Raw genomic sequence first — 25,679 nt, forward strand, 5'->3', positions numbered from 1 at the left:
TGCCAGTCCGAGGTCGCCGATCACCCTACTGCTCTCACGCGGCGTCGATGAATCCCCGCACCGCGTCGGCGATGAGCTGCACGGCGATGGCGGCCACCAGCAGACCCGCTATCTTGGCGACCAGGGTGATCCCGCTTTCCTTGATCACCCTGATGATCGCACCGGAGTATCGCAGGCAGAGCAGCAGCACCACATGCACGGTGACGATGGCGAGTGCCAGCGCGGTGTACGCGGGTAGCTGCCCCTCGGCCTGGCGGACGAACACGATCGTCGCCGCGATCGCGCCCGGCCCGGCCAGCAGCGGAGTACCGAGCGGTACCAGAGCGACGTTGACCTCCTCGGCCGCCTCCGGCTGTGCGCTCTCCCTTCCCGTCAACAGGTCCAGCGCCACCAGGAGAAGCAACAGCCCGCCGGCGCCCTGCAGGGCCGGGATGCCGATCCCCAGGTAGCTCAGGATCGCCTGGCCCGCGACCGCGAACACGGAGATGACCACGAGCGATACCAGCGTGGCCTGCCAGGCGGCCTTCGCTCGCGCGGCCACCGACTTCCTGCCGGTCAGGCTGAGGAATAGCGGGATCGTTCCTGGCGGGTCGATGATGACGAACAGGGTGATCAGCGCGGTCGCGAACACCGTGATGTCGAGATAGTCCACGGTCAACGGCCCCCTTCTCCCCGCACGGCCGTACTGCCACGTCCCCGCCTGAGCAGCTCGGCGTACACGTCCGGGTCCGTGGTCTCGGCACCGAGCACGATCTGCTTGTTCGTCCCGTGGTAGTCGCTCGACCCCGTCGGCAACAGGTCCAGTTCGGTGGCCAGCTCGCGCAGTCGCGCGCGGGCCGCGTGATCGTGGTTGGGGTGGTCCACCTCGACCCCGGTCAGGCCGCGATCGGCAAGGGTGGCGATCACCCCGGCATCGATCGTGGGGCCACGGTCGTGCGCGAACGGGTGCGCGAGTACCGTCACCCCGCCCGCGTCGGCCACCATGTCGATCGCGGACTCCACAGGGGTGTCCGCACGCGGCACGTAGTAGGAACGGCCACTCGCGAGATACCGGGAGAACGCCTCGTCCACCGTCCGCACGACACCGGCATCGACCAGTGCGCGAGCCAGGTGCGGCCGCCCGGCGGGCACGTCAGGGGCGAGCCGGTCGAGCAGCGCGTCCGGATCGACGGGCAGCCCGTCGGCCGCCATACGCCCGGCCATGGTGTGTAACCGGGACCGGCGCTCGGCGCGCAACCGTCGCTGCTCGGCGAGTATCGCGTCCGACTCGGGGTCGAACAGGTAGGCGAGCAGGTGCACGCTGATCGCGCGCCCGTCTCCGAGGTGCCAGGCGCACGACAGTTCAGCGCCGGGAACCAGCGTCAGCCCGGCGGGCAGCGCGGCGGCTGCCTGGTCCCAGCCGCCGGTGGAGTCGTGGTCGGTGAGAGCGATCACGTCCAGCCCGGCGGCCGCCGCGGCGCGCATGAGCTCGGACGGCGTGTCCGTGCCGTCCGAGCCGGTGGAGTGCGTGTGCAGGTCGATACGTAGATCGGAGTGACTCACACTGGCAGTCTCTCCGATCGGCCGGCCGGGGCGTCAGCCGACCAGCCTCTTCCCCGCGGCGAGCCGCTTGGCCTTGGTCATCGAGAACGACTCCGCCTGCTTCTTCTTGTCCCCGAAAACCAGCTCGGAGATCGCATCGTAGAACTCTTCCGGGTTGGGGAGGTAGTCGATGTGGTTGAGTGCCTGTATCTGGCCCGCCGACTCGAGGACCATGGTTCCGTAGCCGAGCATCCGGCCGGACGGGCTGCGCTGGTAGGTGAGGTCGGTCACCTTCGAGATCGGCATCATCAGGACCTTGGTGGTGAAGATGCCGCGGGTCATGATGAAGCGCTTGTCGGTGACGATGATGTTCTCCGCCCACCACAACATGATCTGCCAGACGAATCGCAGGATCACGAACAGGGCCGCGTACCAGAGCACGTTGTGCACGTACACGGCCCAGTCGGTCGGCGGTAGCACGTAGGAGATCATCACGGCCACCGCCAGCAGCGCTGCCGTCTCGAAGCTGTCCCAGATCAGGGACGCCCAGTGCCGGCGAACCCGCACGACTCGCCGCTCGGTGTCCAGCAAGTACTCGTCGGGGTCGCGTGGTGAGAACATATTCGCAGTGTCTCAGATCATGGGTTGAAAACCGTGCTGACAAAAGTGATCAGCGATTCGGCGGCGCTTTGCAGCATGCCGAGGATGCTGTGCACCATCCCCGCCGCACCACCTGGCTGCGACATCACGAAGAACAGCACGAGCAGACCACCTACGATGATGAGAGGTTTCTTCGCTTTCACGGCGATCATCCCGTCCTTCTCGTCACACCTGCATAACGGAGCAAACAGTACCGTTGTACCGCACCAACCCGGGCCAAGGGGAGGAAAGTCCCGCGCATGGGTCAGCGTATGGCACGATCACACGCCGATAGTCACTCTGCGTATTCATCATGATGCACACTGAAAGGGTCCGTTGCGTCGGGGGTGTCGTCCACGATCCGGCGGGGCGGCTGCTGCTGATCCGGCGCGCGAACGAGCCCGGGAAAGGGTTGTGGTCGGTGCCTGGCGGGCGGGTACGGCCCGGCGAGTCCGATGCGCAGGCACTCGTACGGGAGCTACGCGAGGAAACGGGGCTCGAGGTGCGCCCCGGCGCGCTGCTGGGCACCGTGACCCGCGGGGTCTTCGACATCCACGACTACAGCTGCCACGGCACCGGCGGGCCGTTGCGCGCGGGCGACGACGCGGCCGATGCCCGCTGGGTCAGCGCGGCCGAGTACCGCGAGCTGGACCGTGCCGGCGAGATCGTCCCCGGGCTCACCGAGGCCTTGCGGTCCTGGCAGGCGCTGCCTCGGTCATGACAGCGCGCCACGCACCCGTGGAGCCGCCGCCCGCCCCGGCCCCCGGCGGACACGGTCGGCTACCCCGCCAGCCACGCCATCCGCTGCCCGTGCGGCGCCGTCGTGGCCAGCACGCGCGCCAGCGGCTGACCGCCGCTCCAGCTCACCATGCCAAGGGTGCACTGCGCCGTACGGTCGTAGCTCAGCTCCTCCTGCCCGGGGGCCACGTGGGTCAACCCGACCTCGTAGTTCTCCTCACTGACCCACCACAGCGGCCGCTCGCCTGCCAGCCGGGCCAGCTCGGCCACGAACGCGGCACGCCGCTCCGGTGCGAGGTAGGGCAGCGTGTGGCTGGTCATCACCACAAGCGGCGCGTCAGCGGGCAGCCGATCCACCGCGGTACGCAGGTCGTCCACCGCGTCCCCCGCCACCAGCTCGGGAGGGTGCTTGCGTTGCTCGTAGGCGGCGCTGCGCAGCAAGCGCGCGCGTTCCGGCTGGTCGGCCCACACGCAGGCCTCCAGCCAGGCAAGCTCCTCCTCGTCCGCGGCGTCGACCGGCTCCCTGTCGAGCCCGAGCCGCGCGGCGACCGGCAGCTTCTTGGGCAGGTGCGGCGCCGCCGCGCCGGGCGCCAGTTCGAGCGCGCAATGCAGACCGATCGCCGTCTTGGTAGGCCCTGCGGTCAGCTGCTCACCACCGGCACACTGGTAGCGATAGTTGAACCGGTCCAGGCCGAGCAACAGCCCCGCGCTGCAGCCGACCTCGAGCAGCGCCACCTTGCCGGTGGCCTGTTTCGCCGCGAGGGCGACAGCGGGGTACAGCAAGGCGGCCCTACCCACCTCGTTGGTCTGCGTCGACCGCGTGGCCATGATGGCCCGTGCCGGCTCGGCGCGCTCCAGCAGGAAGTCGCGGAACAGCGGCCACGTCTCCCTGTCGACACCGTCGAATCCGCCGAGCGTCGGGTAGTACCGCGACAGCGGATGCAGCGGCTCGGCCTGGACGAGGCGGTGCGCGGTCGCCAGCAGCAAGGTCGGCTTCGCCTGGTCGTCCGGCGCCGCGAGCAGCAGCCCGGCGACGTCGTCGTCGGTCGCCGCGTGCCCGGCCAGGTGCTCGTACAGCGGCGACGCGCCCGCTACCTCGTGCTCGGCGAACCGCTGCAGCCGCTGCTTGATCTCGGCGAGCCGGTCGTTACTCATGGGGCTCGGGCCGGCCGGGCTGCTCGCCACCACGAGCTTCACCGTAGGACTGCTTCGGCACCATGACCTTGCGCTGGAAGGTGCACACGATGGTGCCGTCCTGCTTGTACCCGCGGGTCTCCACGGAGATCACACCCCTGTCGTCCTTCGACTTGGACGGCGTCTTGTCCAGCACCTCGGTCTCACCGTAGATCGTGTCGCCGTGGAAGGTCGGCTTCACGTGCTTGAGCGAGGACACCTCGAGGTTGGCGATGGCCTTACCGGAGATATCCGCCACCGACATGCCGAGCAGCAGCGAGTAGATGTAGTTGCCGACCACGACGTTCTTGCCGAAGTCGGTGGTCTCCTCCGCGTAGTTGGCGTCCATGTGCAGCGGGTGGTGATTCATCGTGATCAGGCAGAACAGGTGATCGTCGTACTCGGTCACCGTCTTGCCCGGCCAGTGCTTGTACACCGCACCGACCTCGAACTCCTCGTAGTACCGACCGAACTGCACGGCGCGTTCCTCCTTGCTCACAGACGGGCTCGCGGACAGCAGGCGCACACCGTCCGGCACGGCGCGCCAGCACATCGAACCAGATGCCCCCTGATCATCCCCGACGTGGCCGCGCCGCGTCGCGCCGCCCTGGGTTCGCGCGTGCTGTGGCGTTTCCCACGCGCGGGCAGGGACTCGAACCCGCCAGGCGAGTGCCGGTTCACCGTTCGGGGCCGGCTCGGCACGTACGGCGCGGCCGCACGGCGAGCCCGGCCGCCGTTATGCCGGTGGCGGGGCGGAGGGACCGAGGGACAGCCTCGCCAGCAGGTCCCGGCCCTTCTCGGCGTTGCGCGGCTGGCACAGCACGTCGTAACGACCCGCCACGAGCTGGCTCGATGAGGAGAAGTTACGGCGCCCCTTCGCCGAGGCGTAGCTGATACCGGCGAACGCCATGCCGAAGCACACGCCCGCCGAGATGCCGACCAGCAGCGGGGTGTAGTCGAGCCCGCCCGTACCGCCGAACAAGCTCAGCAGCAGCCCGACGAAGAGCCCGAACCACGCGCCGGTCAACGCCCCGGTACCGAGCACCTTCGCCCAGCTGAGCTTGCCGACGATCCGCTCGACAAGCATCAGGTCCACGCCGACCACGGTCACGTCGGCCAGCGGGAAGTCGTTGCCTGCCAGGTGGTCCACGGCCCGTTGCGCCTCTTCGTAGGTGTCGTACGAGCCGATCGGCCAGCCCGTGGGCGGTGTGGGCAGCCGCGGCTGACCTCCGGGCGCGCGACCTCCAGGAGTGAACGGATTGGTCACTGCATCACCTCTCGCGGCATCCGATCACCATCGGTGTCAATCCCCCTGTATCGAGCGTAACTCTGTTCGCAGAACGTCGACGACCTCGAACACGTCACACGGTCCCACGACACGAGGTCGCGCGGCCCCAGCGGTGGAACGCGGGTGGGGCGCGGGCGGAGTCACCCGCCTCGGGCCCTGCCGACGTCGATGCGCACGGCACTCCGTTGCCGTTCGCCGCCGACCCGCGCGGGCTCAGGTGACCGCCTCGGCGCTGAGGCCGGAATCACCCGGGTAGTACGCGCCCGCACCGACCTACCCCACCGCACGCCGCCCGCGAACCGGCCACGAGCACAGCGGCGACGAGCCCGCGGGCTCGTCGCGCGCAGGGACACTCGCCGCTGCCCCTCCCGCCGGGGCAGGCGGCCACCGTCACGTGGCCGACCGGTAGTCGCGCAGGAGACCCCTGCTGATGATGGTCTTCTGGATCTCACTGGTGCCCTCCCCGATGAGCAGGAACGGCGCCTCGCGCATCAAGCGCTCGATCTCGTACTCCTTCGAGTAGCCGTAGCCGCCGTGAATACGGAACGCCTCCTGGGTGACCTCGGCACAGTACTCGCTGGCGATGAGCTTGGCCATGCCGGCTTCGACATCGTTACGCGCACCGGAGTCCTTCAGGCGCGCGGCGTTGACCATCATCAGGTGCGCCGCCTCGACCTTGGTCGCCATATCGGCGAGTTTGAACGCCACGGCCTGATGCTCGGCGATCGGCTTGCCGAAGCTCTTGCGCTGCTGGGCGTAGTCCACCGCGAGCTCGAAGGCGCGGATCGCGATACCGCACGCCCGCGCGGCGACGTTGACCCGGCCGACCTCGATCCCGTCCATCATGTAGGCGAAGCCCTTGCCGGGTGCATGCCCGAGCACGTTGTCTGCTGCGATCCGGTAGCCGTCGAAATAGGCCTCGGTGGTGTCGACTCCCTTGTACCCCATCTTGTCGATCTTGCCCGGAATGGTGAGACCCGGCGCGACCTCGCCGAAGCCCTCGGGCTTTTCCACCAGGAACGTGGTGAGGTTCTTGTGCGCCTTGTCCTCACCCTCGTCTGTGCGCACCAGCAGAGCGATGAGGTTGGAGCTGCCACCGTTGGTCAGCCACATCTTCGAGCCGTCGATGACATAGTCGTCCCCGTCAGCGCGCGCCTTGGTCTTGATCGCGGCGACGTCCGAGCCGAGGTCCGGCTCCGACATCGAAAAAGATCCGCGCACCTCGCCTGTGGCCATCCTCGGCAGGAAGTGCTGCTTCTGTTCCTCGGTACCGTGCCTGGCGATCATGTGCGCGACGATGAAGTGCGTGTTGATCACCCCGGAAACGCTCATCCACCCGCGCGCGATCTCCTCGACAACCAACGCGTAGGTCAGCAGCGACTCGCCGAGCCCGCCATACTCCTCCGGGATGGTGAGCCCGAACAGGCCCATCTCCTTCATGCCTTCCACGATCTTGGTCGGGTAGGCGTCGGTATGCTCCAGCTCCTGAGCCTGCGGGATGATCTCGGCGTTGACGAAGTCGCGAACCGTGGCCAGGATCTCGGACTGGACGTCTGTCAGTCCTGCGGTCTGGGCAAGGCGGGCCATCAGCACTCCTCATCGAAGTCTCGGGCGTCGGGGGCTCATTCATATGTCGGGCGATTCACCGCGGTCAAGTCACCAGGCATCGCCTGTCACCCGCGCACCGGCTCCGCACGCGGCAGGCACCGTGCCGGTGGCCCGCCCTTGTCGCGAGAGGCCCCTACCTCGCTGAGTATCCCTTCCCCACCGTCGCGCGCGTCCCGCGGGGCACGGATCCCCTCCGCGCCGTCGCGCATGTCCCCTGCTGCGCGATCCCGGCCCGGCACTCCGGGGAACCCGGGTCAGCCCGCGCGCAGCTCTACGTCGCTACCGCACTCCCTGCAACGCACGGCGAGGACATACACGCTGGCACCGCAGGACTCGCAGTCGTGGAAGCTGCGTTCGAGCAGCGCGTCGGGCTCCTCGCGGGTGAACCACCGCACGCGCACGCGCTCCTGGAGGTTCGCAAGACGTGTTCGCATGCTGTCAAGCATCTCCCGAACCGGCGTGTCGCGCGCAAGAATACGACGTTATCTGTGCGTTACTTCACCGGGAACGAGCGTGCGCCGACACCCCATGATCGCGGAGTATCAGCCGGTCACGAGGCCAATGAATAGCAAGTGCAATTCCACCCGGAATTGTGTCGCGCACCACGGAAAAACACGTCACGGCACACGCCCGTGTGCGGTGCGGAACCGAACAATCCGCCCTTTTGGCCTAACCTGGCTGTGCGCGGCCTCACCGCTGCTCGACGGGATCGCCGGTGTTCATGGCTTCACCGCCTCCATCGGCGGCGCCGGTGGCGTCGGGGGTCTGCCGACCGGCGCTGCCGGTACCGGCGGCTTCCCCCGTGCCGGAGCCCGACCCGCGTTCGAGACTCTCCACGGCACCCCGGGCACTCTCGATGGCTTGACGTAGAGCCTGCCCGCCCTCCGAGTCCTTGCTCGTATTGGACTCCAGGAAGCGCAGCAGCTCCACGGGGAAGGGAAGGACCAGCGTCGAGTTCTTCTCGGCCGCGACCTCCACCACCGTCTCCAGCAACCTCAGCTGCAAGGCGCCGGGCGTGTCGGCCATGCGAGCGGCCGCCTGGGACAGCTTCTCGGAGGCCTGCAGTTCGCCTTCGGCGGAGATGACCCTGCCGCGCCGCTCCCGTTCGGCCTCGGCCTGCCGGGACATGGCCCGCTTCATCGCCTCGGGCAGCGACACCTCCTTGATCTCCACCCGCTCGATGTGGATGCCCCATCCGACAGCGGGGCTGTCGATCATCAACTCCAGGCCCTGATTGAGCTCCTCCCTGTTCGACAGCAGGGAGTCCAGATCACTCTTGCCGATAATGCTGCGCAGGCTCGTCTGAGCCACCTGGCCGACGGCGTACCGGTAGTTCTCCACGCTGACCACGGCCTGCACCGGGTCGATCACCTTGAAGTACACGACGGCGTCGACACGCACGGTCACGTTGTCCCTGGTGATGCCGTCCTGACCGGGGATCGGGAGGGTCACGATCTGCATATTGACCTTACGCATGTGATCCACACCCGGGATGATCACCGAGAGGCCGGGCTGCCGCGGAGCACCGTGCACCCTTCCGAACCGGAACACGAGGCCACGTTCGTACTGGCGCACGATCCGCAGGCCCGAGCTCGCCACCACCCCCAGCCCGATGAGCACGAGGACCAGGATCAACAGGACCGACTCCACCTCGATCACCCGCTCTCCCGCGAGACGTCTCGGTCTGCCCCCGATGCTACGCCCCGCACGGCCACATGATGCCGGGTCGACGAACCGCGACCGGCCGGATCGCGCGCGCCGTGCCACCCCGCACGGCGGTGCCTTCCGGTGTGGTCCGGTGTACTCGGCTGCCAGCGCACGCGGACGGATGCGGCCGGGCACGTACCCGTAGCATGGGGGTAGGACGTACCCGTTGAGAAGAAGGTCCACCCCCGTGACCAGTACGCAGCATCTACCCAGTGTCGAGGACGTGCGCGGCGCCCTGGCGTCCGTGCAGGATCCCGAGATCAACAAGCCGCTCACCGAGCTCGGCATGGTCAAGGACATCGACGTGGACCCGGACGGCACCGTCCGGGTCGGCATCTACTTGACGGTGGCGGGCTGCCCGCTCAAGGAGAAGATCACCTCCGATACGCAGGAAGCTGTCGGGCAGCTCGACGGCGTAGCCGACGTGCGCGTGGAGCTCGACGTGATGAGCGACGAGCAGCGCGCCGAACTGCGCAAGTCACTCAAGGGTGATGCACAGGAACCGGAGATCCCCTTCGCCCAACCGGGCTCCATGACCAGGGTCTACTGCGTGGCATCCGGCAAGGGCGGGGTCGGTAAGTCCAGCGTGACGGCCAACCTCGCGGTCTCCATGGCCCAGCGTGGCCTGTCGGTGGGTGTGGTCGACGCCGACATCTACGGTCACTCGATCCCGCGCATGCTGGGCTCACAGGAGAAGCCGACCAAGGTCGACGACATGATCATGCCGCCACAGGCGCACGGCGTGAAGGTCATCTCGATCGGCATGTTCACCCCCGGCAACACCCCTGTCGTCTGGCGCGGGCCGATGCTGCACCGGGCGCTGCAGCAGTTCCTGGCCGAGGCGTTCTGGGGCGATCTGGACATCCTGCTTCTCGACCTGCCGCCGGGCACCGGCGACATCGCCATCTCGGTCGCCCAGCTGATCCCGAACGCGGAGATCCTGGTGGTGACCACCCCGCAGCAGGCGGCAGCCGAGGTGGCCGAACGGGCAGGCGCGATCGCTCTGCAGACCCGCCAGCGCATCGCAGGCGTCATCGAGAACATGTCCTGGTTCGAGACGCCGGACGGGGAGCGCATGGAGCTGTTCGGCACCGGTGGTGGCCAGAGCGTGGCCGACTCGCTGACCAAGGCGGTCGGCGCGGACGTCCCGCTGCTCGGCCAGGTCCCGCTGGATCCGCGGCTGCGTGAGCAGGGCGACTCGGGGACGCCGCTCGTGCTGTCCGAACCGGACGCGCCTGCCTCGGCTGTGCTGCGCGAGGCCGCCAACTCGCTGTCCACGCGGGCACGGGGTCTGTCCGGCAAGATGCTGAACCTCTCCCCCGCGTAGCGCGGCCGCGACGGCTACGTCACGTCAAGGCGGTTACGTCGCGTCCGGGTCGACCGGAGGGCGTTCGCCGCTGCCCAGCGTCTCCGGCTTCGGACGTGCGGGGCCGCTGCCGGCACCGTTCGTGCTGTCCGGCTCGTTCAACCCGAACGGGTCGCTGTCACCGTCCAACAGGTGCTGGCGGATGGCGTGTTTCGGGTGGACGTTCCGCAAGCTGTTGAGCTCCTCGAGCGGCTTGCGGAACTCCTCGAAGTCCGGTCCCAGATCCCGGCGCAGCTGGTCCCGCGCGCCCGTGGCGAAGTCCTTGACCGACCGTATGCTGCGTCCGACCCAGGCCATGGCTTCCGGAAGCCGTTCGGGCCCGAGCACGAACAGGCCGACGACAAGAATCACCAGTATCTCGCCCCAGCCGATGCTGCTGAACACCCCGAACTCCTCTTGCCGTGTGTCGGGCTCAGCTTAACGCGTGCGACGCGGCACGGCCACCAGCGGCCTGACCGGCCGCCGGGAGCACTCGTCTCGCGGCCGGACCGGAGCTCGAGGTGTGACTGCGGTTGGTCCGGCCGCCGTCCGGCAGACAGGGCCTCCCGGTGGGAGGTCGCGGTTGCCGGACCACCTTGTTGGCGGCCGGACCGGAGCTCGAGATGTCACTGCGGTTGGTCCGGCCGCCGTCCGGCAGACGGGGCGCCTCCCGGTGGGAGGTCGCGGTTGCCGGACCACCTTGTTGGCGGCCGGACCAGAGCCAAAGATGTCACTGCGGTTGGTCCGGCCGCCGTCCGGCAGACGGGGCCTCCCGGTGGGAGGTCGCGGTTGCCGGACCACCTTGTTGGCGGCCGGACCGGAGCCAAAGATGTCACTGCGGTTGGTCCGGCCGCCGTCCGGCAGACGGGGCCGCTCGCCGGGTAGTCGGGGGCGCGTCAGCGCCGCCGTCGAGGGTGGTGGGAGACGGGCGGGCGGTCGCGGCTGCCGGAGCACTCTTCTGGCGGCCGGACCGGAGCTCGAGGTGTCACAGCGGCTGGTCCCGTCCGCCGTCCGGTGTAGCTAGTCGCTGCCCAGCGTCACGTCGACGGTGAGCTGCCTGCCGTCCCGGACCACGTCCATCGGGACCACGTCATCCGGCTGGTGCTCACGCACGGCGACAACCAGCTCGGCGGCGTCCCGCACGGGACGTTCCCCGACCCCGGTGATGACATCGCCCTCGGCGATCCCCGCGTCGGCCGCGGGCCCGTCCTCCTCGACCTCCTGGATCTGCGCGCCCTGCGAGCTGCCGGAGGAGACCGATCCCGCGCGCACCCCGAGCCAGGCATGCGTCACGGAACCATCCTCGATGAGCGACTCGCTGATCTCGACGGCGTCGTCGATCGGGATGGCGAAGCCCAGCCCGATACTTCCTCCCCCGCCCTGGGCGTCACCCGTGCGGATCAGCGAGTTGATCCCGACGAGCGCGCCGGTCGAGTCGACGAGCGCTCCTCCCGAGTTACCGGGGTTGATCGCGGCGTCGGTCTGGATGGCGTCGTAGGTCACCGGAGGGTCGCCGCCCTGGCCGGGCGCGGTGATCGGCCGGTCGACGGCGCTGACGATCCCCTGCGTGACGGTGTTCTCCAGGCCGAACGGCGAACCGACCGCGATCACGCTGTCGCCCGGTGTCAGATCCGCCGAACTCCCGACCTCGATGACCGTGGGGTTGCTGACGTTGACCTTGACCACCGCCAGGTCCGTCTTGGGGTCACTGCCCACGATCTCGGCCTCGGCACGCGTCCCGTCGGTGAATACGACGGTGACCTCCTGGTCGCTGTCCTCGACCGCGGACGCGATGACGTGATGGTTGGTCATCACGTACCCCTCGCCGTCCATGACGACCCCGGAGCCGACCCCGCCCTGCGGCCCGGCGGCGACCTCGATGGACACCACCGCCGGGGCGACCCGCTGGACGATCTCCGCGACCGAGCCGGCAGGCCGCTCCTTGCCTGCCTCCGCTTCGGCGATGGTGACCTCACCGGTGAGCGCACTACCGGTCGAGCCGATCCACCATCCGATCGCGCCACCTGCCGACCCGAGCAGCAACGCGATGACGCCGAGCAGGGCGAGCGCGCGCGGTTTCACCTGCCTGCCGAACAGCACCTCCGACAGGCTGAGCATCCTGGCCGAGCCATCTGCGGAAGGTTCGTCGCTCGTGCCGTCGTCGGCCGCCCGCGCGGGGCCCCCGAGTACGGCGGCGGCGCCCGGATCCCGCCACGGGTCCGAGGGGTGCGACCACAACGCGGGCTCCCGCTCGTTCGACACCGGATCCCGCGAGGAGGCATCCTCCGGCGGACGCTGCAGTGACGTGCCGGGGTCCTCGGTGGCCGATCCACCCGCAGGGTCCTCCGTGGGGCGGGCGAACGCCTCGGCCAGCGGTACCGGTGGTGTCTGGGCACCGCTGCGCGTCTCGCGATTCTCGGGGGCGGCTCGCCATCCCGAGCTGGTGTCGAAACTGCCGCTCACCCCCGCCGGACGGGCGAACGCCGCCGACCACGCCGGGTCGACATCCGGCTTGTACAGCGGCCGGGGTTCCAGCCGTCCCTCGTTCTGGGGCTCCTGGCCGTCCCCACGCGGCTGCTGGTGCGGATTGTCGTTCATCGCTCCCCGAATGATGCTGCGGCGCCTGAACGTCGGTTCAGGTGCACGGTACGCAGGTGGCGGCGCGCTACGCGCGCCAGGTACCTCGTGCTCCGGCGGCCGACCGGACCACCGGCCCAGGATGCCCGATTCGGGGTGAAGTCAGCGTTGCCCACCGGTCGAACGCGGCGGGTTCACGCGCGCGGATCGCAGGCGGCTACGCCCGGATCCCAGCGGCGCGCTCGAGCCGAGCGGCGCGGAGCCGAACGTGGACGTCCGCTCCTGGCGCTGCACGGCGACGACCTGCCCGTCCTCCGAGACGGCGATGTTGTCCGGGCCGGAGGGCAGCTCGGCGTGTTCCGGAATCGACCGGAGGCTCGCGAGCAGCCCGTCCGGCGCCGACGGCGCGCCCGCGTCGTGCACCGCGCTCCGCGCCTGCCGCTGCGCGGCGACCTCGCCTGCACAGCTCGCGCACTGCGCGATGTGCGCGGCGGCACGTTCGTGCGCTCCGATCGTGAGCTCACCGTCGACGAACGCCACGACCGCGTCGGGCAGCAGGTGTGACTCGGGAAGCTGCCAGCCGGAACTCAGCCGCGCGGTCGAGACGGGCAGTCGCATCCTCCACTGCCGGCCCTTGCCGGTCGTACCTCCCAGCTCGCTCATTCCGTCAACCTCAACTCGTCCGCGACATCAGCCTTGCGCCGCTCGAGTGATGCGCGCAGCGCCTGCCTGCCACGGTGTATCCGGCTCCGTACGGTACCGAGTTTAACGCCGAGCGTCGCGCCGATCTCCTCGTAGGAGAGCCCTTCCACGTCACAGAGCACGACCGCGGCACGGAACTCGGGGGGAAGCTCGTCCAGCGCGGCCTGCAGGTCCGGGTCGAGGTGGGTGTCCGAGAAGACCTGCTCGGGGCTCGGATCGTCCCCGACGACCCTGTCTGTGTCCTCCGGCAACCCTTCCATCCGCACGCGGGAACGACGCCGCACCATGTCGAGGAAGAGGTTGGTCGTGATGCGGTGCAGCCACCCCTCGAAGGTCCCCGGCTTGTACGACGCGAGCGAGCGGAACACCCGGATGAACGTCTCCTGGGTGAGATCCTCCGCATCGTGCGGGTTGCCGCTGAGCCGGTACGCGAGGCGGTACACGCGATTCGCGTGCGTGCGCACGACCTCATCCCACGTGGGCGGGGTCCACGTGGCTTCCGCCGGGACGTCGTCCCCCTCGACGCTTCGTTCCCCGGCGACTGTGGTGTTCACCGACATCGACTCTGTAGGCATCGTGTACGCAGCAACTCCGTTCGTCGTCTCTGCCGAGCTGACAGAACCTGCAGGTTCCTCCATGGGAGCACTCCCTACTGTCGTACTCAACGCGGACACCTCGCGAGTTGTTCCCACGTCCGCGAGATTTCAGTGTGCGTCTCCCTGCTGGGGTCGCCGTGAGAAGCGCCTGAGAAACGTCTGTGAATCGTTCCGGCGGCCGCGACCGCCCGCCCGTCTCCCATCACCCTCGACGGCGGCGCTGACGCGCCCCGACTACCCGGCGAGCGGCCCCGTCTGCCGGACGGCGGCCGGACCAACCGCAGTGACACCTCGAGCTCCGGTCCGGCCGCCAAGTAGCAGTGTCCGGCAACCGCGACCGCCTCCGGCGGCCCCGTCTGCCGGACGGCGGCCGGACCAACCGCTAGCCTCGTCATGTGACCTCCCAGACGCACCTCACCGGTCTCGCGGCCCTCGCCGAGCACAGCGAGGAGTACCTGCCCGAGGACGACGTGCTCGCCGGCGCCCGCGACGCCGCGGACGAGCTGGGATGTCCCACCGCGACGCCCTCGATCGGTGCGACGCTGCGTTTCCTCGCGACGACGCTGTGTGCCCGCGCGGTGGTGGAGGTCGGCACGGGCGCCGGGGTCAGTGGCCTGTACCTGCTCCGCGGAATGGCCGGCGACGGTGTGCTCACCTCGATCGACATCGAGCCCGAGTTCCAGCACGCTGCCCGGCGCGCGTTCACCGCTGCGGGGTTCCCCTCCGGGCGCGCGAGGCTGATCGCGGGCAGGGCCGTCGATGTGCTGCCCCGGCTGACCGACGGCGGTTACGACCTGGTCTACGTCGACGCCGCGAAGGTCGAGTACCAGCGCTACTACCAGCATGGTGTTGCCCTGCTACGGGCGGGCGGAGTGATCGCGTTCGGCGGGATCGGTGCGTACGGGCGGTTCACCGACCCCGCGCGGCGCGATCCGGAGACGCTGGCGATGCGGGAGCTGGCCCGCACGGTCTCCGAGGACGAGCGGCTCCGGCCGGCACTCCTTCCGGTCGGAGCCGGACTCCTCGTAGCCGCCCGATCCGCCCCTTAGGACCGGTTACTCGCTCCGGCCGCCCGACCCGGCCACATGGCACGCCACGGACCGGGCACCGCGGCTGTCCGGCCGCCGAGTCCCGCCGCCACCCACCGGCACCGACGCCTGCGACTCGTCCCGGCTGCGCACCGCCAGCACTGCCAGTACCGCGCAGGCGAGCCACGCGGTCACCATGCCGATGAGCGCGCCCCAGCCTGCCTCGGCGAAGACCACGCTGCCGACCGTGCCACCCACACTGGAGCCCACGTAGTACGCCAGCGTGTACAGGCCGGAGGCCTGGCCCCGGCCCCCACGGCGGGCGGCACTCGCCGCCCACCCGCTGGAGACCGCGTGCGCGGCGAAGAAACCCGCGGTGAGCACCACGAAGCCGGCGATCACCACCGGCAACGAGCCGGCAAGAGTCATCATCGCGCCGAGCACCGTCCCGGCGAGCGCACCGAGCAGCGAACCGGTCCTGCCGAACCGGCCGACCAACCTCCCAGCCAGCGAGGACGACACCGTGCCCATCGCGTACGCCAGGAACACCATCGAGGCCACAGCGGGGGCGAGGTGGAACGGGTCCCCGGTCAGCCGGAACGACGCGGCGTTGTACAGCGCGACGAAAGCCCCCATCCCCAGCAGTGCCACCGAGTACTGCGCCAGCAGCACCGGGCTAGCCAGCGCGGCTGCCAGACCGCGCAGCACCCCGACCGCTCGTTCCTGCTCCGGCGCAGGCTCGTCGGCATGTACACGCCTGTTCAGCCGAACAAGCGCGGCACCGGCCACTACGGCGCAGGCCAGCGCCAGGGCCGCCGAGCAAGCCAGGGCGGCCCGCCAGCCGAGCCAGTCCGCGCTGACGCCGGTGGCCAGCCTGCCGAGCATGCCACCGATGGTGTTCCCGGCAACCATCGCTCCGACGGCTCCCGCCACACCACGCGCGCCGAGGCGCTCTGCCAGGAACGCCGCGGCCACGCCGGGGAAGCCCGCGATCGCGGCTCCCTGGACGGCACGCATCACCAGCAACACCGTGTAGCTCGGCGCCAGCGGGATGAGCGCGCCCATCAGGACCGAGACGGCCAGTGAACACGCGATGACCGGCCGCCTGCCAACGACCTCCGACACGGTGGCGATCGGCAACACGGCGACGGCGAGCGCGCCGGTCGCTACCGACACCGCCAACGACGCCGAACCGGCGTCGAGGCCGAACTCCCCGGCGATCTGCGGCAGCACCGGCTGCGGGGCGTAGAGCAGCGCGAACGAGGCCACACCCGCGGCGAAGACCGCGGCGGTGACGGCGCGCACATCAGCACCGTGCGCTGCCCGGGCGCCCGGGCGCGTACGGCTCCGGACGTTCGAGGACACGGCAGTCGATGGTACGTGCGGGCCGCTCCTGGCGAAGGCGAGTGTGGGCAACCAGACAGGCCGCGGCGTCGGCGCCGCGCGGGTTCTTCAGGCGTAGCTCGCCACGAGCTCGACGAGGGTCCTCGCGGCGAACCCCGTCCCACCGGGAACGACCTCGCGGTAGTTGCTCTCCGCCCGAGCCGGACCGGCGATGTCCAGATGCGCCCACGGCAAGTCACCCGCGAACTCCCGCAAGAACAGCGCAGCGGTGACGCCGCCGGGCCCCTGGGGAGCCTGCCGCACGTCTGCGATGTCGCTGACCACCGATTCGGCATGGTCGTCCAACAGCGGCATGGTCCACCACGCCTCGCCGACCCGTTGCCCTGCCGCGCACACCCGCTCCGCCAGCGTGGGCTCGGTGGCGAACACGCCTCCCGTGCGCACTCCCAGCGAGACCTTCATCGCCCCGGTCAACGTCGCCACGTCGACGACCGCGTCCGGCGCCGCGCGCTCGGTCCCGTAGGCGAGCGCGTCGGCGAGTACGATCCGCCCCTCCGCATCGGTGTTGGTGATCTCGCTCGTGCGCCCACCGTAGTGCCGCACGACGTCACCGGGCCGGTAAGCCGCACCCGACACGTGGTTCTCGGCCGCGGGCACCAGCGCGGTCACCCGCGTAGCGATACCGAGATTCGCGATCGCGCGCATCGCGGCGAGTACCGCGGCGCCGCCGGACATGTCCGTGCGCATCAGGTGCATGCCGTCCGCGGGTTTGATCGACAACCCACCGGTGTCGAAGGTGATGCCCTTGCCGACCAGCAGCACATGGGCGCAACCGCCACCGGGGTCGTAGCTGAGTTCGATCAGTCGAGGCGCGCTCGCCGAACCGCCTCCGACGGCGAGGATGCCGCCGAAACCGTGCTCGGCCAGCCACCCTTCGTCGCGCACACGCACGTCGAGGCCCACGCGATCGTCGGCGAGGTCCCGCGCGACACGCGCGAGCCAGGCCGGGTTCTTCACGTTCGACGGGGTGTTGGCGAGATCCCTGGCCAGCGCCGTGGCCGCGGCGAGCTCGCTCGCCCGCGCCACAGCCACACGGTAGGCGGACTCCTGCCGCCCCTCCGGGACCACCAGGCGCACGCCACGCACCGGCGCTTCCTGGTTCGCGGAACCGACCCGGTACCGGTACCCACCGAGCGCGATCCCGTACACCAGATCGTCGACCGCGTCCGGCTCCATATCGGGGGGAAGGGCGACCCGCACCACCTCTGGTGCCTCGTCCCCTGACCCGGCGCACGCTTCGGCGTCGGCCTGGACCGCGCGGATCAGCGCCGCACCGGCCTCCCGGTAGTCCGCCCCGGAGTTCTCCCCGGTACCCACCAGCCAGCGAGCGCGTGGCGCCGGCTCGTCCACCCTGCGTATTTCGCCTGCCGACCCCTTCGCACCGAGCCGAGCCATGAGCTCGGCGGGCCGGCGGTGTTCCGCGGCGGCGAGCTGCTCCTCGCCGGTCCGCCCCGCGCTGTCGACCGCCTCCTTCGACACCAGCGCGGCCAGCGGCTCGTCGCCGGTACCGGATGCGGCGACCTCGACCGAAGGCAGCTTACGCGGAATGGAAGGGACTCCCGTGCGCGGAACCGACACCCCGCCCCTTCCGTGCGCTCGTACCTCGTCCCTGTTCGGATCCACCCTGACGGCTATCCCGTTGCCTCCTGCAAGGCGACACAGAGGTCCTTGGCTTCGTCGGCCGTAATCTCGACCACGAGCCGCCCACCGCCTTCCAGTGGTACCCGCATCACTAGGCCACGTCCCTCCTTCACGACCTCGAGGGGACCATCTCCGGTCCTGGGCTTCATGGCCGCCATAGCGTGCTCCCTCCGTATCAACCAGCGCGCCCGGGTCGCGCTCGCCAAAGCCAACCGGGTCGACGAGGCTCGGTGAGCGGGCGCGGATACCTCGGACCACCCGCACCCGTAAGCGCCCGCCAGTGAAACCTCACACAACCATTGTCCCCTATCGTCGATCTCGCTGCTCAAGCGGATGGCGGCTTGCGTACGGGTATCAACGCTGGTAAACGCCTCACCGTCGAAACGGAGACCGATCAGTGCAGCACCGGAGCGTTTACGCGGCCCCGGATACGGCAGGCTGGCGGGGTAACCGTGCGTGCCACCGGACCCGACCCGTGGCGCGCAGACATACCTCGAGCGCTGGTCCGACCGCCAGGCAGCGAACCTCGGATCCAAGGAGGAGTGACGACGTGACAGCCAACGCCAGCACCGGGGCCGACCCGGATCAGGATGTGGTGACCACCGCCGATGCCGAGGGGGTTCGCACCATCACGCTGAACAGGCCCGATTCCTACAACGCGCTCAACGTCGCGTTGAAGGAACGGCTGCTTGCCGAGCTGCGTGCGGCGGAAGCCGACCAGCAGGTCGGGGCGATCGTGCTGACCGGTGCGGGTACCGCATTCTGCGCGGGGCAGGACCTCAAGGAGCACGTCAGCCTGCTGCTCGCCGACGACCCCGCTCCGCTACGGACCGTCGGCGAGCACTACAACCCGATCGCCACCGCGATCGCGAGCATGCCCAAACCGATCATCGCGGCCGTGAACGGCCCGGCGGCCGGTGCGGGCGCGGCGTTCGCCTACGCCGCCGACCTCCGTATCGCGGCCACCTCGTCGAACTTCCTCATGGCCTTCGCCAACGTGGGGCTCGGGCCGGACTCCGGCGCGTCCTGGACCTTGCAACGGCTGATCGGCTACGGGCGCGCGCTCGAGCTGATGCTGCTCGCGCGCAAGGTACCCGCGGAGGAGGCGCTGCGCATCGGACTGGTCTCCGAGGTCGTATCCGACGGCGAGGCCACCGAGCGCGCCCAGCAGCTGGCGGCTCGCCTCGCCGCGGGCCCGGCGGTCGCCTACCGCAAGATCAAGGAGGGCCTGTCCCGCGCGGCCGAGTCGACATTCGGCGAGGCGCTCGCCACCGAGGAGGCCGCGCAGGCCGAGCTCGGTCGCACCGCCGACCACCGGGAGGCGGTCGAGGCGTTCGTCGCCAAGCGGGAACCCACCTTCACCGGGCAGTGAGCTCGGCGGCCGTACCGGCGTCGACGACCGCGATGGCCCTGGCCGGCCGCGGGACGTTCCTCGAGCGTCACGAGGCGAGCCAGCAGTCGGCCACGTGGTCGTCGACCATGCCGGTGGCCTGCATGAGCGCATAACACGTGGTCGGCCCGACGAACGAGAAGCCGCGACGCTTGAGCTCGCGGGCCATCGCCCGGGAGGCGTCGCTCGTGGCGGGCACCTCGGATATGTCGGACGGCCGCGTGTGCTCGCCAGGAGCTGGGGCGAACGACCAGAGCAGGTCGTCGAGGGCCATCTCGAGGCCGGGGATCAACCGCGCGTTGGCGATCACGGCCTCGATCTTGGCCCGGTTCCGGACGATGTCGGCGTCGGTGAGCAGCCGCTCGACGTCATCGGAGTCGAACTCCGCCACACGTGCCGGGTCGAACCCCGCGAACGCGCGCCGGAACGCCTCCCGCTTACGCAAGATCACCAACCACGACAACCCGGACTGGAACGACTCGAGGCACAGGCGCTCGAACATGGCGATCTCACCGGTCAGCGGCACGCCCCACTCGGTGTCGTGGTACTCGGCGTAGTCCGGCGCGGTGTTGGCCCACGGGCAGCGGGGCACGTCGTCCTCGGCGGTCACCAACGCCTGGGCATCACTCACGGGACCTCACCGGTACCTCATCGTCCTACCATGGCTCATCGCTCATTTCCCGCGGCCTGCTCGACAACCAGCCCGGCATCGGCGCACCGGCGCTCGAGCACGGCAATCCTCTCGCGCGCCGAGTCCAGCTCACCACCGAGACGGTGCAACACCCAGTCGACCTCGGACATCTTGTATCCGCGCAGCACGATCTGGAACCGCACCTGCGCGACATCGGCTCCGGTGATGTCCTGTGCTGGCAGCCGGGTCGGCGAGGTTCCCGGCGGCAACGGCTCGAGTTCCTCACCACGGCCGAACACCACGGCGGCGAGCAGGAACACCACCGCGCCGACGAGCAGCATCACGACGAGGTAGAGGAGCACGGTTGTCACGCGACGATCCTGGCATACCGGCTACGGCGGGGTGTCAGGGCGGCTCAGTGCGTGCTCCGGACCTCGGCACAACCCTCTCACGGCCCCGAGGGCACGCCGGACGTGCTCCGTACCCGCAGGGTGTTCATGGGTGGCCGGTCGCCGACGGAGACCTCGGTGCTCGTGGGCAACCACTCCCCGGCCACCTGCACGAACTGGGTCAGCACCGTCCCGGACGAGGCCGTGCCGGTCTCCGCGCTCGTCCCCGTACTGGTGCCCGGACCCGGGTCCGGCCGGCACCGGCTCAGCACCGTCCCGAGGATCTGCCTGGCCATCACCCCGAGCTGCAGCAGTGACCGGTTGCGGTGTTTACGCACCCCGAGATTGACCTGCGCGAGTGCGTCCGCGCCGTAACGCTGCTCGGTGTCGAGCAGCAGACCGATCTCCACGCCGTACCCGGTTGCGAACGGCACCGACTCCAGCAGGCTCCTGGTGGCCGCGTACTCCCCGCCGAGCGGTTGGATCAGTCCCGACAGCGCCGGGCGGAACGCGTCGAGCACGGGGCGGGCGAGCAGCTCGGTGACGCGACCACCGCCCGTGTCCCACTCCTCGCTCTCCACCCGGAGCGGTCGCCGGTAGAAGCCCTTGACCAGGTGTACGCCGCTGTCGCACAGCAACGGGCCGAGTAACCCCGGCACGAACGCCGGGTCGGGCTCGACGAGGTCGGAGTCCAGGAAGACGAGGACGTCGCCGGTGGTCGCCGCCAGGGAGCGCCACAGCACCTCGCCCTTGCCCGGCACGGGTTCGAGCTCCGGCAGGATGTCTCGACACCGCTCCACGCGGGCGCCGGCATCGCGGGCGCGTTCGGGTGTAGCGTCCGTCGAGCCGGAGTCGACGACGACCACCTCGTCGACGAGGCCACCGACCAGCGGGCGGACCGACTCCACCACGCCAGCCACCGTGTCCTCCTCGTTCAGCGCGGGCAGGACGACCGAGACCGTGGTCTCCCCCTTCGCCCGTTCCAGCTCCCGCCTCGTCCACGGCTGTGTCTGGTACGTGCGGGACAGCGATCCGTCCATGTTCGCGGGGCCACCTCATCCGATCGTGCCACGTGCGGACCCGTCGATCGTGTCATGCGAGCGTGCCGGCGGGCGGGTACCGGCGGCCTCGTGCGGCTCGCCTACGGTGAGGTGTCCAGAGTGGCCCATTTGTCCACGGGGGCTGCGTGCCGGGAGAAGGCCTCGAGCAGCCGCACGGGGTCGGCGTCGACCGCGAGCGTGTCCCTGTTCGCGGAGTGCAGGAACCCCTCGCGCACCATGTGCTCGACCATGCGCAGTAGCGGCTGGTAGAAGCCTGCCACGTCGAGCAGCCCGACCGGCTTGTCGTGCAGCCCGATCTGCATCCAGGTCCAGATCTCGAACAGCTCCTCGAGCGTGCCGATGCCGCCTGGCAGGGCGATGAAGGCGTCGGAGAGCTCGGCCATCATCGCCTTGCGCTCGTGCATACCGTCGACCACGTGCAGCTCGCTGAGGCCGGTATGGGCGATCTCGCGGTCGGCCATGCTCTGCGGCAGCACCCCGACGACCTCACCGCCAGCGGCCAGCGCGGCATCGGCAACGACACCCATCATGCCGACCTGCGCCCCGCCGTACACCACGCGAAAGCCCCGCCTGGCCAGCAGCGCGCCGAGGTCCGAGGCATGCTCGAGATAGCGCCCCTCAGCGCCTCGCGAGGACCCACAGAACACGCACACCGAGCCGATCTCGCTGTTCACGCCCACTCCTCCCGGATTCACCGCACACTAATGCGTGGCTTCCCAGCCACGATGAGCCTCCTGCACCACCGAGACCGCGTCGGCGATGTCGTCGGTCAGGTGCAGGAGCTTGAGGTCGGACTCGTTGATCTTCCCGTCGGCGCACACCGTGCCTGCGATCCAGTCGTAGAGACCTCCCCAGTACTCGCTGCCGAACAGCACGACGGGGAACTTGGTGACCTTCTTCGTCTGCACCAGCGTCAACGCCTCGAAAAGCTCGTCAAGCGTGCCGAACCCGCCGGGCAGGCAGAGGAATGCCTGGGCGTACTTGACGAACATCGTCTTGCGGGTGAAGAAGTAGCGGAAGTTGACACCGAGGTCGACCCACGGGTTGAGGCCCTGCTCGAACGGCAGCTCGATGCCCAGGCCGATCGACAGCCCCCCTGCGTCCGACGCGCCCCGGTTGACCGCCTCCATCGACCCCGGACCGCCGCCGGTGATCACGGCGAAGCCCGCGTCGGCCAGCGACGCCCCGATCTCCCTGCCGAGCTCGTACTCCGGGTCCTCCCGTCCGGTGCGTGCCGAACCGAACACCGTCACCGCGCGCGGAACCTCGGCCAGCGCGCCGAAGCCCTCCACGAACTCGGCCTGGATGCGCAACACCCGCCACGGGTCGGTGTGCACCCAGTCCGTGGGACCGCGGCTGTCGAGCAGCCGCTGGTCGGTCGTCGTCGCCTCGACAAGCCTGCCGCGGCGGAGGACCACAGGTCCCCTGTGCTTCTCCCGGGGGTGTTCGGGGTACTCGGCACCCGAGTCGGAGTCGTGCTCAGTCACGGCCGTAACACTAATCGCCATGCCACTCAGTCGGCGAGGAACTCCCGGAGAACATCCGCTACACCGGTGATCTCCCGCGTGTCGACGTTCTCCTGCTGCGTGTGGGCCAGCGTCGGGTCTCCGGGCCCGTAGTTGACCGCGGGGATACCGCGCGCGGCGAAGCGCGCGACGTCGGTCCAGCCCAGCTTCGCGACCGGCTGCCCTCCCGAGGCACGCACGAGCTCGGCAGCGGCCGGCGCGGTCAGGCCGGGAGGCGCGGGCGGTGACCGGTCCACGAAGGTCAGCTCGAACCCGTCGAATACCTCGGCCACGTGTTCCTCGGCCTGTTCGAGGGTGCGGTCGGGAGCGAACCGGTGGTTGACCGTCAGGACGGCCTCGTCGGGAACCACGTTGCCGCTGACCCCTCCGGTGACCCGCACGGCCTGCATCCCCTCCCGGTACGTCAGCCCGTCGATGTCCACCTGCCGCGCCTGGTACTCCGCCAGCCTGCGCAGCGGCAGCTCGAGAGCGTGTACGGCGTTGACGCCCATCCACGCACGGGCCGTGTGCGCACGCGCGCCCGTGCAGCGCACCTCGAAGCGCAGCGATCCCTGGCAGCCTGCCTCCACGACCGCGTTGGAGGGCTCGCCGACGACGGCGAGGTCACCGTCCAGCCAGTCGGGCAGCGTGCGTTCGATACGACCGAGACCGTTGCGGGTGGCTTCGACCTCCTCGCAGTCGTAGAACACGAACGTCATGTCGTGCCGCGGAGCGCGGACCGTGGCAGCCAGCGACAGGAAGACGGCGTCGCCGCCCTTCATGTCCACGGTGCCCAGGCCGTGCAGCCGGTCACCGTCCGGACCGGTAGCGCGCCGGACCGGGAGGTTGTCGTTGACCGGCACGGTGTCGATGTGCCCGGCGAACACCACTCTCGATGGCCTGCCGAGCGTGGTCCGCGCCAGTACGGCATGACCGTCCCGGACGACCTCGAGGTGCCCTGCCTGCTCGCGCAGGGCCTGCTCGATGGTGTCGGCGAGCACGCCCTCCTCCCCGGAGACGCTGGGCACGTCCACGAGGGCGGCGGTGAGCTCGACAGGGTCGGAGTACAGATCGAGAGCGGGCATGGCGCAACGGTACCGCCGGCCGAGCGACGATCACCGCCAGTGGGGGCGAGCCGAAGGACTCCTCGGATACCACATACGTACCGAAGGGGCCCCTCGGCTCGTCCCCGCGCGAACCTGCCGAGTTGCCACGGAGGCGGTTGCGTACGGTGGGAACGTGCGCGCGAGAGGAAGACGGCTGAGCATCGGTGTCGCGCTCGCCGTGCTGGCACTGCCCGCCTGTGGCCAGGCGAGCCAGGTGCCGAACGAGATCGATGACGACGTCCCTGGGCAGATCGACGTGCTGGACACCAAGATCAGCGCGTTGCGCGACGACCCGTGCCACACCGAGCCCGCGCAGCGGGAGCCCAGGGCATGTGAGAAGTTCGTCACCCAACTCGGCAACACGGCCGGAACGATGCGCGAGATCGCCCGCGGCGACCACGAGCGGCTCGCCGGCCACGCCGAGCGCCTGGAGTCACGTGTCACCGACTACCGGGACGGCCGCTGTGGCACGGCACAGCCTGTCGAGGAAGACGTCTGCGTGGACGCGCTCGTCGACCTCGCCGACACTCTCGACGAGGTGCGCAGCGAGCTCGACGAGTCGACCAGGTAGGCGGCCGCCTGCACGCCCTCCGCTACCGTTGAACGCGTGAGCAGTGAACAGACTTCCCAGCCCGAAAGCGCAGGAGCCACCGGCGTCGGCCTCGCGACCGTCGCGACCGACGGGACGGTGCTCGACACCTGGTTTCCCCACCCGAAGCTGGTGAGCCCGAGCGAGGACGGCGGCACGCAGCGACTTACCCCGGAAGAGGCCACCGAGGTCTTCGGGACGGAGGCGTCCGACGTGCTCGGGCACGACATCCTCCGGGGAGTCGAGATCGTCGCGGTGCGCACCACCATCGGCTCCCTCGCCGATGCCCCGGCCGACGCGCACGACGTGTACCTGCGCCTGCACCTGCTGTCCCACCGCCTCGTCGCGCCGCACGGGCAGAACATGGACGGCGTCTTCGGTCTCCTGTCCAACGTGGTGTGGACCAGCCACGGGCCGTGTGCGGTGGAAGGGTTCGAGTCGACCCGGATGCGGCTGCGCACCCGCGGGCAGGTCACCGTGTACGGCGTCGACAAGTTCCCCCGCATGGTCGACTACGTGATCCCCACCGGAGTGCGTATCGCCGACGCCGACCGCGCGCGGCTGGGCGCGCACCTGGCCCCTGGCACCACCGTGATGCACGAAGGTTTCGTCAACTTCAACGCAGGCACGTTGGGCGCCTCGATGGTCGAGGGACGTATCTCGGCAGGCGTGGTCATCGACGACGGCACCGACCTCGGTGGCGGAGCTTCCGTGATGGGCACGCTGTCCGGGGGAGGCAAGGAGGTCATCTCCATCGGCAAGCGCTGCCTTGTCGGCGCCAACGCCGGGATCGGCATCTCGCTCGGGAACGACTCCGTGGTCGAGGCAGGCCTCTACGTGACGGCGGGCACGAAGATCGCCTTCGACGGCAAGCTGGTCAAGGCCCGCGAGCTCTCCGGGGCCTCCGGGGTGCTGTTCCGCCGCAACTCCGCGACCGGGGCCGTCGAAGCGGTGCACCGTGACGGCAGCGGCGTCGAGCTCAACGCCGCGCTGCACGCCAACGACTGACGGGCGCACAGCGCCGGTGTTCCGGCCGGCGGC

The 25,679-nt window shown here is 69.8% G+C and carries 29 protein-coding genes and 1 pseudogene; 6 read left to right on the forward strand and 24 right to left on the reverse strand.

Annotation, left to right across the window (positions count from 1 at the left end; genetic code table 11):
* Nucleotides 1-34 precede the first annotated feature (34 nt).
* From H0B56_RS20745 to H0B56_RS20760, 4 genes are read right to left on the reverse strand one after another with little or no spacing between them, the layout of a single operon-like run.
* Entirely contained in the window at nucleotides 35-658 is a 624-nt protein-coding gene (locus H0B56_RS20745) for a MarC family protein (RefSeq protein ID WP_180894791.1), read from the reverse strand.
* Nucleotides 655-1,542, reverse strand: a complete 888-nt coding sequence (locus H0B56_RS20750) for a PHP domain-containing protein (RefSeq protein ID WP_180894792.1) — start codon at nucleotides 1,540-1,542, stop codon at nucleotides 655-657. Before H0B56_RS20750 ends, H0B56_RS20745 begins: the two co-directional genes overlap by 4 nt.
* A 33-nt stretch (nucleotides 1,543-1,575) precedes the next feature.
* Nucleotides 1,576-2,142 carry a PH domain-containing protein gene (locus H0B56_RS20755; protein WP_089300280.1) on the reverse strand — a complete coding sequence of 189 codons (567 nt, stop codon included), beginning with the start codon at nucleotides 2,140-2,142 and terminating at the stop codon, nucleotides 1,576-1,578.
* Nucleotides 2,143-2,159: 17 nt separating this feature from the next.
* A complete protein-coding gene (locus tag H0B56_RS20760) occupies nucleotides 2,160-2,333 on the reverse strand; it encodes a hypothetical protein (RefSeq protein WP_180894793.1) in 174 nt (57 codons plus the stop codon).
* A gap of 140 nt (nucleotides 2,334-2,473) precedes the next feature.
* Here H0B56_RS20760 and H0B56_RS20765 point away from each other — a divergent pair, with 140 nt between their 5' ends.
* Entirely contained in the window at nucleotides 2,474-2,881 is a 408-nt protein-coding gene (locus H0B56_RS20765; RefSeq protein WP_425484562.1) for an NUDIX hydrolase, read from the forward strand.
* Between the two features lie 59 nt (nucleotides 2,882-2,940).
* On the opposite strand, the gene H0B56_RS20770 is transcribed toward H0B56_RS20765, so the two are convergent.
* From H0B56_RS20770 to H0B56_RS20800, 7 genes are all read right to left on the reverse strand, one after another.
* The gene (locus H0B56_RS20770) at nucleotides 2,941-4,053 is read right to left on the reverse strand and encodes a DUF2332 domain-containing protein (protein WP_180894933.1); all 1,113 of its coding nucleotides are present in this window, start codon (nucleotides 4,051-4,053) and stop codon (nucleotides 2,941-2,943) included.
* Nucleotides 4,046-4,549, reverse strand: coding sequence for a MaoC/PaaZ C-terminal domain-containing protein (locus tag H0B56_RS20775; RefSeq protein ID WP_180894932.1), 504 nt, complete (start codon nucleotides 4,547-4,549; stop codon nucleotides 4,046-4,048). Before H0B56_RS20775 ends, H0B56_RS20770 begins: the two co-directional genes overlap by 8 nt.
* Before the next feature lie 258 nt (nucleotides 4,550-4,807).
* Nucleotides 4,808-5,338, reverse strand: coding sequence for a general stress protein (locus tag H0B56_RS20780; RefSeq protein ID WP_180894794.1), 531 nt, complete (start codon nucleotides 5,336-5,338; stop codon nucleotides 4,808-4,810).
* A 411-nt stretch (nucleotides 5,339-5,749) separates the two neighbouring features.
* A complete protein-coding gene (locus tag H0B56_RS20785; protein ID WP_180894795.1) occupies nucleotides 5,750-6,946 on the reverse strand; it encodes an acyl-CoA dehydrogenase family protein in 1,197 nt (398 codons plus the stop codon).
* A gap of 86 nt (nucleotides 6,947-7,032) precedes the next feature.
* Entirely contained in the window at nucleotides 7,033-7,176 is a 144-nt protein-coding gene (locus tag H0B56_RS20790; protein ID WP_180894796.1) for a hypothetical protein, read from the reverse strand.
* Between the two features lie 45 nt (nucleotides 7,177-7,221).
* Nucleotides 7,222-7,443: a DUF6171 family protein gene (locus H0B56_RS20795; protein ID WP_483866684.1), complete on the reverse strand. Its 222-nt coding sequence runs from the start codon at nucleotides 7,441-7,443 to the stop codon at nucleotides 7,222-7,224.
* A 214-nt stretch (nucleotides 7,444-7,657) separates the two neighbouring features.
* Nucleotides 7,658-8,599 carry a slipin family protein gene (locus tag H0B56_RS20800; RefSeq protein WP_425484570.1) on the reverse strand — a complete coding sequence of 314 codons (942 nt, stop codon included), beginning with the start codon at nucleotides 8,597-8,599 and terminating at the stop codon, nucleotides 7,658-7,660.
* A 262-nt stretch (nucleotides 8,600-8,861) separates the two neighbouring features.
* Between H0B56_RS20800 and H0B56_RS20805 the strand changes: the two genes are divergently transcribed.
* Nucleotides 8,862-10,001, forward strand: coding sequence for a P-loop NTPase (locus tag H0B56_RS20805; RefSeq protein WP_180894798.1), 1,140 nt, complete (start codon nucleotides 8,862-8,864; stop codon nucleotides 9,999-10,001).
* A gap of 33 nt (nucleotides 10,002-10,034) precedes the next feature.
* Here the strand turns inward: H0B56_RS20805 and tatB are convergent, their stop codons facing one another.
* The 4 genes and pseudogenes from tatB to sigE form a co-directional block, all read right to left on the reverse strand.
* Nucleotides 10,035-10,424, reverse strand: a complete 390-nt coding sequence (gene tatB, locus H0B56_RS20810; RefSeq protein WP_180894799.1) for a Sec-independent protein translocase protein TatB — start codon at nucleotides 10,422-10,424, stop codon at nucleotides 10,035-10,037.
* A 615-nt stretch (nucleotides 10,425-11,039) separates the two neighbouring features.
* Nucleotides 11,040-12,617: a trypsin-like peptidase domain-containing protein gene (locus H0B56_RS20815; RefSeq protein ID WP_180894800.1), complete on the reverse strand. Its 1,578-nt coding sequence runs from the start codon at nucleotides 12,615-12,617 to the stop codon at nucleotides 11,040-11,042.
* A gap of 177 nt (nucleotides 12,618-12,794) precedes the next feature.
* Nucleotides 12,795-13,214, reverse strand: a pseudogene (locus H0B56_RS20820) (zf-HC2 domain-containing protein); the annotation flags it as partial.
* Between the two features lie 41 nt (nucleotides 13,215-13,255).
* On the reverse strand, nucleotides 13,256-13,852 hold the full coding sequence (sigE, locus tag H0B56_RS20825) for an RNA polymerase sigma factor SigE (RefSeq protein WP_425484563.1): 597 nt from the start codon (nucleotides 13,850-13,852) through the stop codon (nucleotides 13,256-13,258).
* A gap of 437 nt (nucleotides 13,853-14,289) precedes the next feature.
* Here sigE and H0B56_RS20830 point away from each other — a divergent pair, with 437 nt between their 5' ends.
* Nucleotides 14,290-14,943 carry a class I SAM-dependent methyltransferase gene (locus tag H0B56_RS20830; RefSeq protein WP_180894801.1) on the forward strand — a complete coding sequence of 218 codons (654 nt, stop codon included), beginning with the start codon at nucleotides 14,290-14,292 and terminating at the stop codon, nucleotides 14,941-14,943.
* 6 nt (nucleotides 14,944-14,949) lie between these two features.
* Here the strand turns inward: H0B56_RS20830 and H0B56_RS20835 are convergent, their stop codons facing one another.
* The 3 genes from H0B56_RS20835 to H0B56_RS20845 all read right to left on the reverse strand — a co-directional run bounded on the left by H0B56_RS20835 (nucleotide 14,950) and on the right by H0B56_RS20845 (nucleotide 18,125).
* A complete protein-coding gene (locus tag H0B56_RS20835) occupies nucleotides 14,950-16,227 on the reverse strand; it encodes an MFS transporter (RefSeq protein WP_180894937.1) in 1,278 nt (425 codons plus the stop codon).
* Between the two features lie 147 nt (nucleotides 16,228-16,374).
* The gene (locus H0B56_RS20840; RefSeq protein ID WP_343063984.1) at nucleotides 16,375-17,949 is read right to left on the reverse strand and encodes a leucyl aminopeptidase family protein; all 1,575 of its coding nucleotides are present in this window, start codon (nucleotides 17,947-17,949) and stop codon (nucleotides 16,375-16,377) included.
* Between the two features lie 8 nt (nucleotides 17,950-17,957).
* A complete protein-coding gene (locus tag H0B56_RS20845) occupies nucleotides 17,958-18,125 on the reverse strand; it encodes a DUF3117 domain-containing protein (protein ID WP_089300344.1) in 168 nt (55 codons plus the stop codon).
* Nucleotides 18,126-18,517: 392 nt separating this feature from the next.
* Between H0B56_RS20845 and H0B56_RS20850 the strand changes: the two genes are divergently transcribed.
* A complete protein-coding gene (locus tag H0B56_RS20850) occupies nucleotides 18,518-19,339 on the forward strand; it encodes an enoyl-CoA hydratase-related protein (RefSeq protein WP_180894802.1) in 822 nt (273 codons plus the stop codon).
* A gap of 67 nt (nucleotides 19,340-19,406) precedes the next feature.
* Here H0B56_RS20850 and H0B56_RS20855 read toward each other — a convergent pair whose 3' ends face one another.
* From H0B56_RS20855 to dapE, 6 genes are all read right to left on the reverse strand, one after another.
* Nucleotides 19,407-19,988, reverse strand: coding sequence for a DNA-3-methyladenine glycosylase I (locus tag H0B56_RS20855; protein WP_343063985.1), 582 nt, complete (start codon nucleotides 19,986-19,988; stop codon nucleotides 19,407-19,409).
* Between the two features lie 35 nt (nucleotides 19,989-20,023).
* Nucleotides 20,024-20,359 carry a DivIVA domain-containing protein gene (locus H0B56_RS20860; protein WP_180894803.1) on the reverse strand — a complete coding sequence of 112 codons (336 nt, stop codon included), beginning with the start codon at nucleotides 20,357-20,359 and terminating at the stop codon, nucleotides 20,024-20,026.
* Nucleotides 20,360-20,436: 77 nt separating this feature from the next.
* Entirely contained in the window at nucleotides 20,437-21,417 is a 981-nt protein-coding gene (locus H0B56_RS20865) for a glucosyl-3-phosphoglycerate synthase (RefSeq protein ID WP_180894804.1), read from the reverse strand.
* A gap of 101 nt (nucleotides 21,418-21,518) precedes the next feature.
* A complete protein-coding gene (locus tag H0B56_RS20870; protein WP_180894940.1) occupies nucleotides 21,519-22,100 on the reverse strand; it encodes a TIGR00730 family Rossman fold protein in 582 nt (193 codons plus the stop codon).
* 39 nt (nucleotides 22,101-22,139) lie between these two features.
* Complete coding sequence (locus H0B56_RS20875) at nucleotides 22,140-22,925, reverse strand: LOG family protein (protein ID WP_425484564.1); 786 nt, start codon at nucleotides 22,923-22,925, stop codon at nucleotides 22,140-22,142.
* Nucleotides 22,926-22,951: 26 nt separating this feature from the next.
* Nucleotides 22,952-24,028 carry a succinyl-diaminopimelate desuccinylase gene (gene dapE / locus H0B56_RS20880; RefSeq protein ID WP_180894806.1) on the reverse strand — a complete coding sequence of 359 codons (1,077 nt, stop codon included), beginning with the start codon at nucleotides 24,026-24,028 and terminating at the stop codon, nucleotides 22,952-22,954.
* Nucleotides 24,029-24,182: 154 nt separating this feature from the next.
* Here dapE and H0B56_RS20885 point away from each other — a divergent pair, with 154 nt between their 5' ends.
* Both H0B56_RS20885 and dapD read left to right on the forward strand, forming a co-directional pair.
* Nucleotides 24,183-24,620, forward strand: a complete 438-nt coding sequence (locus tag H0B56_RS20885; protein ID WP_180894807.1) for a hypothetical protein — start codon at nucleotides 24,183-24,185, stop codon at nucleotides 24,618-24,620.
* Between the two features lie 36 nt (nucleotides 24,621-24,656).
* On the forward strand, nucleotides 24,657-25,646 hold the full coding sequence (dapD, locus tag H0B56_RS20890; RefSeq protein WP_180894808.1) for a 2,3,4,5-tetrahydropyridine-2,6-dicarboxylate N-succinyltransferase: 990 nt from the start codon (nucleotides 24,657-24,659) through the stop codon (nucleotides 25,644-25,646).
* The last annotated feature ends 33 nt before the right edge of the window (nucleotides 25,647-25,679 follow it).

This window comes from Haloechinothrix aidingensis, assembly GCF_013450155.1.
In the GTDB taxonomy this organism is placed as follows: Bacteria; Actinomycetota; Actinomycetes; order Mycobacteriales; family Pseudonocardiaceae; genus Haloechinothrix; species Haloechinothrix aidingensis.

Bases quoted from the DNA above. Each gene is read 5' to 3' on its own strand.
- H0B56_RS20755 (WP_089300280.1), bottom strand. From the start codon at position 2,142: ATGTTCTCACCACGCGACCCCGACGAGTACTTGCTGGACACCGAGCGG.
- H0B56_RS20760 (WP_180894793.1), bottom strand. From the start codon at position 2,333: ATGATCGCCGTGAAAGCGAAGAAACCTCTCATCATCGTAGGTGGTCTG.
- H0B56_RS20765 (WP_425484562.1), top strand. From the start codon at position 2,474: ATGATGCACACTGAAAGGGTCCGTTGCGTCGGGGGTGTCGTCCACGAT.
- H0B56_RS20770 (WP_180894933.1), bottom strand. From the start codon at position 4,053: ATGAGTAACGACCGGCTCGCCGAGATCAAGCAGCGGCTGCAGCGGTTC.
- H0B56_RS20785 (WP_180894795.1), bottom strand. From the start codon at position 6,946: ATGGCCCGCCTTGCCCAGACCGCAGGACTGACAGACGTCCAGTCCGAG.
- H0B56_RS20790 (WP_180894796.1), bottom strand. From the start codon at position 7,176: ATGCGCGACGGCGCGGAGGGGATCCGTGCCCCGCGGGACGCGCGCGAC.
- H0B56_RS20815 (WP_180894800.1), bottom strand. From the start codon at position 12,617: ATGAACGACAATCCGCACCAGCAGCCGCGTGGGGACGGCCAGGAGCCC.
- H0B56_RS20845 (WP_089300344.1), bottom strand. From the start codon at position 18,125: ATGGCGGCCATGAAGCCCAGGACCGGAGATGGTCCCCTCGAGGTCGTG.
- H0B56_RS20865 (WP_180894804.1), bottom strand. From the start codon at position 21,417: ATGGACGGATCGCTGTCCCGCACGTACCAGACACAGCCGTGGACGAGG.
- dapE (WP_180894806.1), bottom strand. From the start codon at position 24,028: ATGCCCGCTCTCGATCTGTACTCCGACCCTGTCGAGCTCACCGCCGCC.